At 71.2% G+C, this 13828-nt stretch carries 13 protein-coding genes and 1 tRNA gene; 6 read left to right on the top strand and 8 right to left on the bottom strand.

Annotated features, from left to right (window positions below; genetic code table 11):
- Nucleotides 1–9 precede the first annotated feature (9 nt).
- Both K2F47_RS31780 and K2F47_RS31785 read right to left on the bottom strand, forming a co-directional pair.
- Complete coding sequence (locus tag K2F47_RS31780; protein ID WP_242909627.1) at nt 10–1413, bottom strand: coiled-coil domain-containing protein; 1404 nt, start codon at nt 1411–1413, stop codon at nt 10–12.
- Nucleotides 1410–2123, bottom strand: a complete 714-nt coding sequence (locus tag K2F47_RS31785) for a 4Fe-4S single cluster domain-containing protein (protein ID WP_242909628.1) — start codon at nt 2121–2123, stop codon at nt 1410–1412. The genes K2F47_RS31780 and K2F47_RS31785 overlap by 4 nt, the downstream gene beginning before the upstream one ends.
- A 287-nt stretch (nt 2124–2410) precedes the next feature.
- Here K2F47_RS31785 and K2F47_RS31790 point away from each other — a divergent pair, with 287 nt between their 5' ends.
- The gene (locus tag K2F47_RS31790; protein ID WP_242909629.1) at nt 2411–2902 is read left to right on the top strand and encodes a hypothetical protein; all 492 of its coding nucleotides are present in this window, start codon (nt 2411–2413) and stop codon (nt 2900–2902) included.
- Nucleotides 2899–4518, top strand: a complete 1620-nt coding sequence (locus K2F47_RS31795; RefSeq protein WP_242909631.1) for a DUF4407 domain-containing protein — start codon at nt 2899–2901, stop codon at nt 4516–4518. The genes K2F47_RS31790 and K2F47_RS31795 overlap by 4 nt, the downstream gene beginning before the upstream one ends.
- A gap of 19 nt (nt 4519–4537) precedes the next feature.
- Here K2F47_RS31795 and K2F47_RS31800 read toward each other — a convergent pair whose 3' ends face one another.
- Complete coding sequence (locus K2F47_RS31800) at nt 4538–5689, bottom strand: acyl-CoA dehydrogenase family protein (RefSeq protein ID WP_242909632.1); 1152 nt, start codon at nt 5687–5689, stop codon at nt 4538–4540.
- A 137-nt stretch (nt 5690–5826) separates the two neighbouring features.
- On the opposite strand from K2F47_RS31800, the gene K2F47_RS31805 reads away from it, so the two are divergent.
- Entirely contained in the window at nt 5827–6150 is a 324-nt protein-coding gene (locus K2F47_RS31805) for a PspC domain-containing protein (RefSeq protein WP_242909634.1), read from the top strand.
- Here the strand turns inward: K2F47_RS31805 and K2F47_RS31810 are convergent, their stop codons facing one another.
- The gene (locus K2F47_RS31810; protein WP_242909636.1) at nt 6151–7512 is read right to left on the bottom strand and encodes an MFS transporter; all 1362 of its coding nucleotides are present in this window, start codon (nt 7510–7512) and stop codon (nt 6151–6153) included.
- Between the two features lie 84 nt (nt 7513–7596).
- Nucleotides 7597–7947 (bottom strand): metallopeptidase family protein, encoded by a 351-nt coding sequence (locus K2F47_RS31815; RefSeq protein ID WP_272497697.1) that lies wholly within the window; start codon nt 7945–7947, stop codon nt 7597–7599.
- A gap of 17 nt (nt 7948–7964) precedes the next feature.
- On the opposite strand from K2F47_RS31815, the gene K2F47_RS31820 reads away from it, so the two are divergent.
- A complete protein-coding gene (locus K2F47_RS31820; protein WP_242909640.1) occupies nt 7965–9566 on the top strand; it encodes a metallophosphoesterase family protein in 1602 nt (533 codons plus the stop codon).
- Nucleotides 9567–9637: 71 nt separating this feature from the next.
- Nucleotides 9638–9713: transfer RNA gene (locus tag K2F47_RS31825), tRNA-Glu, on the top strand.
- Here K2F47_RS31825 and K2F47_RS41830 read toward each other — a convergent pair.
- On the bottom strand, nt 9673–10803 hold the full coding sequence (locus K2F47_RS41830; RefSeq protein WP_372490951.1) for a recombinase family protein: 1131 nt from the start codon (nt 10801–10803) through the stop codon (nt 9673–9675). The two genes, K2F47_RS31825 and K2F47_RS41830, sit on opposite strands and share 41 nt — an antisense overlap.
- Here K2F47_RS41830 and K2F47_RS31830 point away from each other — a divergent pair.
- Nucleotides 10690–11151, top strand: a complete 462-nt coding sequence (locus K2F47_RS31830) for a hypothetical protein (protein WP_242909642.1) — start codon at nt 10690–10692, stop codon at nt 11149–11151. The two genes, K2F47_RS41830 and K2F47_RS31830, sit on opposite strands and share 114 nt — an antisense overlap.
- A 538-nt stretch (nt 11152–11689) precedes the next feature.
- On the opposite strand, the gene K2F47_RS31835 is transcribed toward K2F47_RS31830, so the two are convergent.
- Both K2F47_RS31835 and K2F47_RS31840 read right to left on the bottom strand, forming a co-directional pair.
- A complete protein-coding gene (locus K2F47_RS31835) occupies nt 11690–12676 on the bottom strand; it encodes a TRM11 family SAM-dependent methyltransferase (protein ID WP_242909644.1) in 987 nt (328 codons plus the stop codon).
- A complete protein-coding gene (locus K2F47_RS31840; protein ID WP_242909645.1) occupies nt 12673–13578 on the bottom strand; it encodes a DNA methyltransferase in 906 nt (301 codons plus the stop codon). The genes K2F47_RS31835 and K2F47_RS31840 overlap by 4 nt, the downstream gene beginning before the upstream one ends.
- Nucleotides 13579–13828: the final 250 nt, after the last annotated feature.

Consider the following 13828-nt stretch of genomic DNA (forward strand, 5'->3'; position numbering starts at 1 on the left):
CCCCCGCCCTCAAAGCCGCTCGCCCGGCCTGGACCCGTCGCCCTCAGAACGCACGGAGAGTCCGCTCCTTTCGGCGCGCAGCGTGTCGAAGTCGGTGAGCGCCGGATCGGCGCGCGGGGCGTCGGCCGTCGGCTCGCCCACCGGCAGCCCCCGGTCGCGCAGGCTCGTCGCGATCTCCCGCGCGCGCTCGGTCAGCTCCTCCTCGGACGCGGTGTCGCGGTCGTAGGACAGGATGCGGACCGCGAGCGTCCCCGGCCCGCCGTCCTCCTCCTCGTGCGCGACCTCGATGACGATCTCGTTGTCGTTGAGATGGCGGAGCTTGCTGTAGAACGCGGCGCGCTGGTCGTCGCCCGCGTAGGCGTTCTCCGCCCAGGAGAACCCGGTCGCGTGCTCGACCGCGTCCACGACCTGCTCGGCGACGTTGACGCGCGCCTGCGAGGCCAGCACCGCCGCGGTCGCGCGGGCGACGGTCTCCTCCAGGCGGCGCTCCAGGTCGGGCGCGTCCCGCCGGACGATCTCGCGCAACTCCTCGGTGGTCGGCTCCGCGTCCGCGCCGAGCCCGCCCAGTCGCTCGTCGAGCTCGGCGCGCAGCTCGGAGAGGCCGCCGCCCGACCAGTGGTCCACGTCGAACGACACCCCCTCGATCGGCTCGCCGCGCTCGTCCGGCGCGGGCAGGTCCGCGCTGAACCGCACCCGCTCGGCGACGACGGTCAGCGCGTCCAGCGCCGCGAGCCGCGCCGCCTGCCATTCCTGGTCGAGCAGGACGAGGTCGGCGCGCAGCTCCGCGAGGTCGAGGTAGGTCTCCTGGAGCAGGCTCAGCGACTCCGCCGCCAGCCCAGCCGCGAGGTTGGCCTCGGCGGTGGCGATGCGGCGCTCCAGCCGGTCGAGCCGTCCGGGCGCGAACCGCTCGTGCGGCAGCTCGGCGCGGATCGCGTCGCGCATCAGCCGCGCGTCGGCGAGCGCGTGCTCGGCGGCGGCCGCCGCGCGGTCCCGGTCGGCGCGGATCCCATCCAGCTCGCGGCCCAGCTCCTGGATCTCCGCGCGCCGCTCGGCCCGCTCCCGCTCGATCGCCGAGCGGATCCGCTCGTCCTGCTCCGCGCGGGTCTGCTCCACCGCCGACTCCACCGCCGCGCCGATCTGCCCGCGCAGCCGGTCGGACTGCTCGCGCAGCCGCTGCGCGGTGCGCAGCTCCGCCCGCTTCGCCTCGTCGCTGAGCCCGGTCAGCACCTGCTCGACGCGCCGCTGCCGCCCCTCCACCTGCTTGAACGTGCGCTCCAGCTCCTCGCGCTGCTGCTTGCGGACGGCCTCGACCAGCTTCGGCATGTCACCGCGGACCTGGCGCAGCTTGCGGGCGGCGGTCTGCGCCTCCCGCCAGGCCCCCTCGTCCACCGTGATCCGCTTCGCTCCGCTCACCCCGTGCTCCTCCCTGGTGCCCGGCGGTCCGCTCCGGTGCCGTCCGCGTAGCCTCTGCCTTCCCGGGAGAGACCGGTCCCCCGCGGTTGGACGCCCGAGGGGGCCGTCGCGTTCGCCTCGTCACCCAGAGTTACCGGCGGGTAAAGCTCGGCCAGCGCGCGGGACGGGACGCCGACGTAGAGCGTCTCGCCCGTCCGGACCCGGACCTCGACCGAGCGCGGCCCGCCCTCCAGCGCCCCGGCGGCGTCGCGCAGCCGCCCGGTCAGGTGGTGGACGCGCTGGTTGGCGCTGCCGCGCAGGCCGCGGTCGTCGTTGCGCTCGGCGACGTACAGGCCGTCGATCAAGACGTCCACCTCGGTGAGCAGCGCGGCCACGCCGTCGTTGGGCGGACGGGTGCGCAGCCGTTCGAGCCGGTACCCGGTGAAGCAGATCAGCGTCAGGGCGGAACGGTCCCGGCGGGCGGCCCGCGCCACCTCGGCGAGCCCGGCGGCCTGCGCCATCGGCTCGCCGCCGGAGAACGTCAGGCCGGTGACGGCGGGATCGGCGAGCAGCTCGGCGGCGAGCTCGGCCGGGGCGACCCGCCGGGCCGGACGGTCGGGAATCCACTCGGGCGCGAGGCACCCCGGGCAGTGGAACGGGCACCCCTGGACCCACACGACCGACCGCGTGCCCGGTCCGAGCGCGCGGGTACCCACGCATGTTTCAGCCACGTTGAGCATTCGACCGTTCGGGGGGATCGGGGGATGGGTGAGTGACCGGGTGACGCCTGCCAGTTCGCCGGATTGTACGGGGTTGCCTGCCTCGTACTAATGGCAGGTGACACAAACTGTTGGACGCGGCTCGGGTATTTTCGGGGGCGGTGACCGGATCCGGTCAGGTTCGGGGAGTGCGCACACCGTGACTCGGAGTCGTCCCTGTTAGCGCGCTATCCTGCCAAATCGGCCCCCGCAGCCGGTCATGATTCCTCACCACCCCCCGTTCGCCCGAATGAACAGGAATGGCACACGACATGGTCCGCGCTTACGAGGACCCTCCGAGCCATGGGGATCCCCCGCGCCCACCGCCGCTGCCGCGGGTCACCAGCATCACCCCGCCCGGAGTCATCTTCGACGAGGACGCCCTCGTCCGGTACAGGCCGGTGCTCATCGGGGCCCGCGCCCGGTTCGGCCGGTTCGCGACGGGCCCCCTGCTGCGGCGCCGCCCGAGCCTGCCGCGCCTGCCCGTGCCGCCCGGCGCCCCCCGGGCGCACTGGCACATGCCGGCCGTCCCGTTCACGCGCTCGCCCGTGATGCGCTCGCCCATGCTCGGGTCGCACAGGCTGGGACGGCCCGGGTCGTCCATACCGGGGCCCGTGCCGCGGGCACCCCTCCCGGAGCTGCCGCCGTACGCTCCGGTACCGCAGGCACCGTCCCCCCTCGACGCCGCCGCCACCTGGTGGTCCCCCCTCCTCGACCGACTTTTCACACTCCGCCGAAAGCAGCGTCCATGACGAGTGTTCCCAGGCGAAATGTCGGATTTAGTCCGCTGATCTGGCTGTCCGGCGCCCGGCCGGAAATCCTCGCGCAATGCCCGACCGAACGCGGGAAATACCAGGGCATCGGCGCCGCCGTGCTCATCACCGCCGGGATGGCGGCGGTCTCGATGGCGTTCGCGCTGTCGATGGCGATCAAGGCGCCGCTCGTGGTCGCGCTGGTGTTCGCCCTGCTCTGGGGCCTGGCGATCATGATGCTGGACCGCTGGCTCGTCACCACCATCCAGCGCCAGGACCAGAAGCGGCACGCGTTCTACCTCGCCGCGCCCCGGCTGCTGTTCGCGCTGCTGATCGGCATCGTCATCTCCACCCCGCTCGTCCTCCAGATCTTCAAGCCCGAGATCGACGTGCAGCTGGAGCAGATGAAGGCCGAGGCCGCCAACTCCAACGCGCAGAACGCGCAGGCCGGTCAGCTCGGGCAGCGGGTCGCCAAGCTCGACGCGGAGGCCAAGCGACTTGAGAAGATCATCAGCAGCAACGGCGACACCGGCACCGACCAGACCGCCGACCCCACGCTCGTCGGGCTGCGCAAGCAGGAGGCCGCGGCGCAGCAGCGCGTCGCCGCCGCCCGCAAGAAGTTCGGCTGCGAGATCAGCGGCCAGGGCGGCAACTGCAAGGCCGGCGACGGCCCGCTCGCGAGCCTGGCCCGGAAGGAGATGGGCGAGGCCGAGGGCGCGCTCAAGGACGTCCAGAACCAGATCGCCGCACGGCAGACCCAGCTCCAGCGCGAGGGCTCCACGTCCCGCGCGCAGAACCTCGCCATCGCGAAGGAGCGCCTCCCGCAGGCCCGCAAGGAGCTCGCCGCCGCGCAGAAGGAGCGCGACCGCCTCAACGAGGGCTTCGCCGACAGCAACGCCACCTCCGACGGGCTGCTGCTGCGGCTCAAGGCGCTGAACGAGCTCACCGAGCAGCAGAGCACGCTGATGTGGGCGCACATCCTCCTGCTCCTGCTGTTCACCTCGATCGAGTGCCTGCCGATCTTCGTGAAGCTGCTGCTCACGATGATGCCGAAGAAGAACCTCTACGAGGAGATCCTGGAGGTCGAGGAGCACCGGCAGCTGCGCGTCGCCGAGGAGCGCGCCCGGCGCGAGCAGAACGCGCAGATCCTGGACGCCGAGGACATCATCACCCAGGCCCGGCTGCTCCGCGAGGCGCGCGACGCCGTGATCCCCCGGATGGTCGAGCAGACCGTCCGCGCGGAGGAGGAGATCGCGCAGGCCATCCTGCACGAGTGGCGCAACCGCGAGCTGCGCAACATCCCTTCCAACGTCGACGACTACCTGCGCTCCGACCACTTCCCGCGCGTCGTCCCGCATCCGGGGCACCCGCAGGGCGGGCACCCGCAGGGCGGCAACGGCATCCAGCGCGGCGGGCCGCTGCCCGGCCAGCCGGGACCCGCCCCGGTGCCGTCGGTGCCGCCGCGTCCAGGGCCCGGACGGGGGCCGGTTCCGCATCCGGGCCCGCCTGGATCGGCGCCTGCTCCTGCACCGGCGCCCGCACCGGCTCCGCCGAACGGGATTCCGAGCAACCGCCAGGGACCGTGGCAGGCGCCTCCGCCCAGCTCGTTCTCCTGACCGGTCAGCGGAACGCGCCTCAGCGGAACGCGTCGAGGCCCGTGATGGCCTTGCCGAGCGTCAGCAGGTGGACCTCCTGGGTGCCCTCGTAGGTGAGGACGCTCTCCAGGTTGTTCATGTGCCGGATCACCGGATACTCCAGCGTGATCCCGTTGGCGCCGAGCACCGTCCGGGCCTCGCGCGCCACGTCCAGCGCCGCGCGGACGTTGGCGAGCTTGCCGAACGACACCTGCTGCGGGGTCGCCTCCCCCGCGTCCTTCAGCCGCCCGACGCGCAGCGCGACGAGGCCCGCCTGGCCGAGCGCGACCTCCATCCAGGCGAGCTTCTCCTGCGTGAGCTGGAACGCCCCGATCGGCTTGCCGAACTGCTCGCGCGTCCTGGCGTATCCGACGGCCGCCTCGTAGCAGGACCGTCCCGCGCCGACCGCGCCCCACAGAATCCCGTAGCGCGCCTCCGACAGGCAGCCCAGCGGCCCCTTCAGCCCCCGCACGCCGGGCAGCAGCGCCGCGTCGGGCAGGCGCACGCCGTCCAGCACCAGCTCGGACGTGACCGACGCCCGCAGCGACAGCTTCCGGTGGACGTCGCGCGCCGTGAACCCCGCCGTGCCCCGGGGGACGAGGAAGCCGCGGATGCCCTCGTCCGTCCGCGCCCAGACCACGGCGACGTCGGCGACCGACCCGTTCGTGATCCACATTTTGGTGCCGTCCAGCACCCAGTCGGCGCCGTCGCGGCGGGCCCGGGTGCGCATGTCGCCGGGGTCGGAGCCGCGGTCGGGCTCGGTCAGCCCGAAGCAGCCGAGTGCCTCGCCCGCCGCCATCCGCGGCAGCCACTCCCGCTTCTGCTCCTCCGTCCCGTACTTGTGGATCGCCGTCATCGCCAGCGACCCCTGGACGGACACGAAGCTCCGCAGCCCCGAGTCGGCCGCCTCCAGCTCCCGGCACGCGACCCCGTAGGCGACCGCGCCCGTCCCGGCGCAGCCGTAACCGCTCAGGTGCATCCCGAGCAGCCCGAGCGCGCCCAGCTCCGGCGCCAGCTCGCGGGCGGGGAACGTCCCGTCCTCGAACCAGCCCGCCACATGCGGCACGACCCGCTCCGCCGCGAAAGCCCGGACCGTGTCGCGGACCATCCGCTCCTCGCCGGTGAGCAGATCGTCGACGCGCAGCACGTCCATGCGGGCTCCTCCTTACGGCGGATGTCGCCGCCAGGCTACGGGCCTCCGGCCTCCTCCGCCGGGCCAGGGGGCGGGTCAGGGACGGATCAGGGCGAATCCCGATGTCACGCGACGTCCCGAATGGGCATGATCGGGGCATGGACTTCGAGAAGAGCACCACGACCGCGAGCAAACAGTTGCGCCGCACCCGCGACGGACGCATGATCGCCGGAGTCTGCTCCGGCGCCGCGCGGTTCCTCGGCGTGGACGCCAACATCGTCCGGCTGGGCATGGCCGTCTTCACCGTGTTCGGCGGCGCGGGCATCGCGCTCTACGCCATCGGCTGGATCCTGATCCCCGAGGAGGGCGCGTCCACCTCGATCGGAGAGGACCTGTTCAAGAAGGCCGGCGAGTCGCCGACCGTGCAGGACGCCGTCAACAGGACCAAGGACGCCGTCCACAAGAACCGCTCCCGCACCTGATCAGGGCAGTGGGGCGGAACGCGGAACGGCCTGCCCCGGCCCCGCGGGGAGCGGAGGGGCCGCGCGGCCCGGGACGTCCGCGGGGGCGGCGTCCGGCGGCGGCTCCTTGCGCATGGCCGAGATGACACCGCCGCGGATCTGGTTCCACGTGAAGGTCAGCGTCGTGGCGGCCGACAGGCCGAGGACGCCCGCGAACGAGACCACGGTCTCCGGCCCGAGGGCCTGCGCGGCGGCGCCGCCCGCCAGGATTCCGAACCCCTGGCCCGCGAGCAGGCCCGACTGGGCGAGCCCGAACGCCTGCCCGCGTCCCTCCGCCGGAACCGCCACCACATACGCCGCGTTCGCCGCGATCTGGTACGCGCTGCCCGCGCCCGCCAGCGCCCACAGCGCCACCACCCCCCACAGCGGCGGCCGCACCCCCGAGCCGATCAGCGGCAGGCACGCCAGCATCGACATCCACCCCATCGCCCGCAGCCGGTTCGCGGGCCGGACGAACCGGCTGAACAGGAACGCCCCCGCCACCATGCCCGTCGGCATCGCCGACATCAGCAGCCCGACCGTCACCGCGCCGCCGCCGAACGTCGCCGCGTACGGCGCGGCCAGCCCCTCCGGCACCACGTAGAACGCGCACAGCCACGCGAACGACACCAGCGCGCGCAGCGTCGGGTCGCCGAACACCAGGCGCGCGCCGTCCCGCGTCCCGCGCCACAGCCCGAGCGACTCGCTCTCCCTGCGCTTGGACGCCGGACGCGGCGCCAGCCCGCCCACCAGGATCACCGCCGAGACCAGGAACGTCACCGCGTCCATCGCGAGCGTCCCGTAGGTGCCGACCGCCGCGACGATCGCGCCGCCCGCCAGGAAGCCCAGCATCTGCGTGGCCTGGTGGGTGATGTTGTTGATCGCCGAGCCCGCGACGTACCGGTCGCCCTCCAGCACGTCCGGCAGGACGGCCGCGCGCGCCGCCGTGAACGGCGCCCCCAGCAGCACCATCAGGAACACCAGCGCGCACAGGCCCCAGAACGGCATCGCCATCAGCGCCATCACCGTGACGAGCCCCGCCCGCAGCACGTCGCACACGACCATGACCGTCCGGCGCGGGAACAGGTCCGCGAGCCCCGACAGCACCGGCCCGCCCACGATCGGCGGCACGTACGTCAGCGCGTAGGTCAACGCCGTCAGCAGCGCCGAGTTCGTATGCTCGTACACCAGTACGGCCAGCGCGACCTGCGCGAGCTGGTCGCCCACGAACGAGAGCACCTGCGCCAGCCACAGCGCGCGGAACTCCCTCACCGCGAACACCTCGCGGTACGTCGCGCGCTCCTCCGGCGGACGACGATGCCGGCCACTGTGCCTTCCCGTCACGCACGCTCCCTGGGTTGGGCATCCCTCCCCATTAACTCACGCTGCGTGGCAGTTATGTGACCTACAGTGCCCAATTACTCGAATCTAGTAGCCGAGTTCGTGCAACCGCTCGTCCGTGATCCCGAAATGGTGCGCGATCTCGTGGACGACCGTGATCCGCACCTCGCGCACCACCTCGTCCGGCGAGTCGCAGATCCGCAGGATCTCGTTACGGTAGATCGAGATGTGATCGGGCAGGACCCCGCCGTACCAGTCACCGCGCTCGGTGAGGGGTACGCCCTGATAGAGACCGAGCAGCCCCCGCTCGGGCGCGTCGTCCTCGACAATGATGACGACGTTGCGCATGCGGGCGGTCAGCTCGGCCGGGATGGTGTCCAGGGCCTCGCCGACCAGGTCCTCGAACGCCTCCCGCGAAATATCGATCACACCGTCCATTGTGCAAGGGAGGCCCTGTGTCGCGGACCCCGGTCCGTACCGTCCTGACCGCCGCCGGCCGGCTCCGCACCGCCCCGCCCTGGCTCCACACCCCCCTGAGACGCCTCCGCACCGCCGCGACAAGCCGCTGGTCCAGACTCGCCCTCGTCCTGGCCGTCGGCCTGCTCGGCGGCTACGCGGGCCTCCTCCTCGGCGGGCACGCCACCACCCCCGTCGGCCCCACCGACGTCCAACTCTCCTTCACCCCGTCCTGGGGCGGCGGCACGACCCTGAAGCTCCCGCCCCTCGGCGCCCTCCACCTCGACACCCACTGGGGCCCGGTCTCCCTCCAGGCCCGCGTCACCGACCTGCGCCCCGAGGAGGCGCGCAAGCTCATCGAGAACGACGCCGAACTCGACCGCGTCACCGACCAGATCGCCGAGCAGATCCGGCACGGCGTGATCGTCATGGTCGCCCGTGCGATCGCCCTGGCCCTGGCCTCCGGCTTCGTCGTCTCCCTGGCCCTGTTCCGCTCCTGGCGCCGCGCCCTGATCAGTCTCGCCGCGTCCGCGACGGGCCTGGTCGCGCTCGCCCTCACCGCCGCGCTCACCTTCAACCCGCAGTCGGTCGCCGAACCCCGCTACACGGGCCTGATGGCCAACGCCCCCCAGGTCGTCGGCGACACCCAGAGCGTCGCCGCCCGCTTCTCCGTCTACCGCGCCCAGCTCGCCCACCTCGTCGGCAACGTCTCCAAGCTCTACGCGGCGACCTCCACCCTCCCGACCTACGAGCCCGACCCGTCCACGCTCCGCGTCCTGCACGTCTCCGACATCCACATCAACCCCGCCGCCTGGGACGTGATCCGCTCCGTCAGCACCCAGTTCCAGGTGGACGTCATCATCGACAGCGGCGACCTCATGGACCACGGCACCAAGGCCGAGGACAAGTTCGCCGACGACATCACCGACCTCAAGATCCCCTACGTCTACGTCCGCGGCAACCACGACTCCAAGAACACCCAGAAGGCCGTCGCCCGCCAGAAGAACGCCATCGTCCTGGACGACACCACCCGCACGGTCGAGGGCCTGAACATCTACGGCGTCGGCGACCCCCGCTACACCCCCGACAAGAGCACCCGCGACGACTACGTCGGCGCCGACCAGCTCCGCGCCGAGGGCCTCACCCTCGCCGACCGCCTCCGCTCCACCGGCAGACTCCCCGACATCGCCGTCGCCCACGACCCGGCCGAAAGCGAGGCGTTCTCCGGCCTCACCCCCCTCATCCTCTCCGGCCACGCCCACACCCGCTCCACCAAACTCCTCCCCACCGGCACCCGCCTCTTCGTCCAGGGCTCCACCGGCGGCGCCGGCCTCCGCGGCCTGGAGAAGGAACAACCCACCCCCATCGAACTCTCCGTCCTGTACTTCAGCCGCGCCAGCCACCGCCTCCAGGGCTGGGACGACCTCCGCCTCGGCGGCCTCGGCCTCACCTCCGCCCAGATCGAACGCCACCTCGAACCCGACCCCGACCGCCCCATCAAGCCCCCGGCCCCCTCCCCGCCCCCGACCCCCACGTCCCCGTTCCCGTCCGGCGAGCCCTCGACCACCCCGCCCACCAGCCCGTCCACCGGACGCCGATAACCGCTTACCCGCACCCCCCGATCGTCCCCTACACTTGACCAGGTCGAGTGGCGGCCACCCCGCCACCCCGGGCCCCCTTCGTCTAGCGGCCTAGGACGCCGCCCTTTCAAGGCGGTAGCGCCGGTTCGAATCCGGTAGGGGGTACCACGCGCATGGCTGCAAGATCGCCATCCGCCCCACCACCATCCCCCGCGATCGCCACATGCGCGGCCCGCAACCGCATGTCCGCCATCTCAGGCGTAATCGTGACCTGAACGTCCACCCGGTTGCCCTCCTGGTCGTGACGCATCTGAACCGCGAAGGCGTCCAACAGACGCCGCAGCACCGCTTCGGGCAGCAGCTCAAGGTCGACCGTCCCCGTCGGGCACTGCTCCAGCAGCTCGGGACAGGGCGCCACCGGAGTCGCCTCCCGAAGTTCGCGCAGTGCGGCCTGCTTGGCCTCCAGGTCCGCGCTGATACGCGTGGTGCGCTCGTTGATGGAATTCACGAACGCAGGCGTAGGCTCCTCGGCGGCCTCCAACGAGTCCAGGACGCGTTCCTTGCGCCGCTTCAACTCCGCGATCTGCCGCTCGACCGCCACCAGCCGCTCCCGGTGCTCGATGAGATGGCTGTCATCAAGCCGGGCGATCATCGCGCGCAGCCGTTCACGACGATGAGGCCCGAACACCTCACGGTTGAAGAACTCGGTCAAGCCCGCCAACAGCGGTTCCTCACGAACCCAAATACTCGCCGGGTGCCCCTCAGGCCGGTAGGCGCGAGCAGGACGGCAGATGTAGTAGATCCGGCCCCGGCTCTCCTTGCCGAACATCCGCCGCCCGCACAACCCGCAGGTCATGTATGAGCGGAGTGCGTAGGAGCGACGCGTATCGCTGTGCGCGGTGTTAGGCCCCGAATTACTGCGTGAACCCTGCCGGTCACGAGCAACCCTCTGGGCGTCGGTGAAGACCTCGACGCTCACCAGTGCAGGATGCGTGGGTGCACCGGACCAGATCCACGCCTCAGGCGGGTTGTTCCGGCCCCCAGCCGAGGTGGTGGCCTTGCGGTTCCACACCATGTAGCCGGTGTACTTGGGATTGGTCAGCACCTCCCGGACCGAAGAGTACGTCCACTTGCCCACACTGCGATGCTTCGCGGTAGCGACAGGCGGCAGGTACTGCTTCAGATCAACGTTGAGACGATCAGCGATGGCCTGGTAACCGAGACGCTCACTGACGCGGATCTCGAAAATGACCTGCACGACAGGGCCGCGCACCGGGTCAGGAGCCAAAACATGCTTGGTGGCGCCTTGCTCGCGGCGAGCGATGACCGGGTGCGGAACCTTCTGCGGCAGATACCCGTACGGAGGCCGTCCGACATTGAAGCCCTGTTCGGTGTGGACTTCGAACCCGCCCCAGGCTTTCTCCAGCATCTCCAGGACGTACCACTCGGCCACACCCTGCTTCACGCGTCGCGTGAGCACCTGGGAAGAGCGCTTCCCATTGAGGGCGATCGGTTCGTCGGACGCCCACAAAGGGATACCGAGCTTCTCCAGGGTGTTCTCGATCTGCGTCCCGACATAGGTCCGGCGCGCGATCCGGTCGACTGACTCGCAGATCACCGCGTCGAACCGCCGCTCGGGCTGGGCAGCTTCCAGCAGCAGGTCCTGAATACCGCCGTCGCGCGGAACGGGGATGTTGAACCGTTCGTGTCCGCGTCCGAACCCGCGAGCGGCGAGGTCCTTGCGCCCGGACTCGATGTCGTAGAAGTGCGCGACGATCACGGCGCGTCCCGGAAGGGCCGTGTGCAGGGCGTTCTGGCAGTTGGCGAGCTGACGCGGAAGCGACAGCGTCGGATCCTGTTTGTCCTCGGTCGAGGTCCGGCCCGCGAACGCCACCTTGAGCGGGCCGTCCAACCGGAATCCTCCACCGGGTCCCGTCAGACCTGCGGATCGGCTGCTGTGGGTTCCTCGCGTGAAGACGTCGAGCGGGATCGGGCTGCGTGTCTGATCCACCATTGCACTACCTCCTTGATCGCCAATGCTTGGGCCCGAGAGAGTTGCTTCTGGACCGGCGGAGGAGCATTGACGATCCGCCAGGCGAACTCGGGCACCTCACCCGCTTCTCGGGTGCGCTTGTCCGGACCGCTCACCGGTGCGTTCGTCGCCGGATAGTGGGGACGGTGGCGTAGGCAGGCGGCCGGTCCGGATACGACGGCACACCTCTACCGTGAAGATCAAGCCCGGCGGCCTCATGCGGTGGAGCCGCCGTTCGGCTTCGGGTCTGGAACACCAGCAGGTCTTCGTGGGCGGTGGCCATGGCGGGGATGCCGTGTTCGCGGAGGCGGCGGGACTCGATCATTTGGAAGAACGAGGCGCGGGTGACGATCTGTCCGTCGCGGAGCCCGCAGAGCAGGGCGGCGAACCGGTCGACCAGGACCAGACCGTTGGCTTCGGCGGTGGTGACGACCTGACCTGGCAGGTCGATGAGTTCACCGGCGACGCGGAAGGGGCGGACGGTGACGGCGATGACTCCGCTGGGGCAGAGCATGGTGGCGCATCCGGCAAGGATTTGCCCGAAGCCTGCGACGAGTTCTGGGGTCGGACGGTGGGCGAGGTTGCGGCGGTCGGTGGAGTAGCGGTTGTGGGACTTGTCGATCCCCGCGCCGCCGTTGTCCCTGCCGGTGCGTACCTGCCCGTGAGTGGCCGTCCCGTAGGGAGGAGAGGTCAGGACGAGCGCGGCGGTGCCGGCGAGGTCGCCGAGCGTGGCGGCGATGTTGCGGGCGTCGCCGTGGAGGACTTGGCCGGCGCTGGTGGCTCCTTGGGTGCGGGCGTGCCGGAGGTTGTCGGCGGCCATGCGTGCGAAGTGGGCCTCGTACTCCATCCCGAGAGCGGGGCGTCCCTGGTGGACGGCTTCGACCAGGGTGGTCCCGATGCCGCACATCGGATCGACCACCAGGTCGTCGGGCTCGGTGTAGGTGGCGATGACCTGGGCGGCGATGGCGGGCAGCATCTTGGCCGGGTGGGTCATCGACTCGGGTGTGTAGCGGCCCTTGCGCTGAACGCGTGAGGGCTGCTGGCCGGTGAGCAGGACGGACGCCAGAGCACCGGTTCCGGTGTAGGAGTTCGTTTTCATCGGTCACCTGCCTGGCCGCTGCTGCCCGGTCGAGTGAGGAGGCAGACGTCGGCGTGCACGCGCGCGGCTGGAGGCAGGGCCCGGGAGCGGATGTCGCGGAGTTGGCCGAGGCTGGCGGGGCCGGCCTGGATGAGCAGGGTGTCGCCCTCGACGGGGACGCGGACGGCGATGATGTGCTGGCTGTAGCGGAACCCGGCCTTGCGGGCCTCGCGGATGATCGCTGGAGCGGGGTCGATGAAGTGGCCGTTGTGGTGTCTGGCGGTGGTCACGATGGCCAGGTGACCTCCCGGGCGCAGGACCCGGTAGGCGGCCGACAGGAACGGCTGGGCGCGAAAGACACCGTTGCTCAGGACGTCCGACAGGCACGCTGAGCACGCGTCCCAAGCGCGCCCCGGCTTGAACTCGGCGGTGCGGTTTCCGGTGGTGGGCGGGGCCGCGATCACCAGGGCGACCTGCCCGCAGTGGTCGGCGATACCGCGGTGCATCTGGTCGGCGCGGCAGGGCCGCATCGCGATCCGACCGAGGTGTTCATGCGGCAGGTGCGCCCGCAGCCGCGCGCCGATGTGCCGGGCCAGCGGGAAATGCGGGACGCAGCCGATAGCGCGGCGGTCGAGCTCGGCCGCAACGCGCAGGGTGGCGGAGTTGGTCGTAAACGCGTCCGCGACCACGTCGTGTTCACCGGTCGTGGTAGTGATCAGATGCCGCGCGAGACCGGAGCTGATCATGCTCAGGTGCCGTTCGCAGGTTCGGGCGCGCGGTACCCGCTGAGTGGAGCCGTGGCGGGGCGGCGAGGGCTGGGCGGGCTCGTCGGCGGAGTCGTCGGGGCAGAGCCAGACGCTCAGCGGCAAGAGGTGCCGCGCGCCGCTGGCCGGGGTCGGGTTCTGCTTGTTGGTGCTGGTCATGTCGGGTGACCCGTGATGGTCGCCCGGTCCCCTGTCACCAAGTAACTGGACGGCGAGCTCGCTGGTCTTGGACAGGTACGGCGCGAATTCCCGGTCTGCTGTCGGTGACCGCGGGGCCGTTGACCCCGACGGATGGAGTGCTGCGAAGGGCTCGTCGCACCCGAACCGCACCAGTACTTCCCAGGGTTTGATCTTTCTTGGCGGGCGTTCTCGCGAGCGTGTGTTGGTGCTGGTCAGCGGCGTTCTTGAC

Source organism: Actinomadura terrae, from assembly GCF_022751215.1.
Lineage (GTDB): Bacteria > Actinomycetota > Actinomycetes > Streptosporangiales > Streptosporangiaceae > Spirillospora > Spirillospora terrae.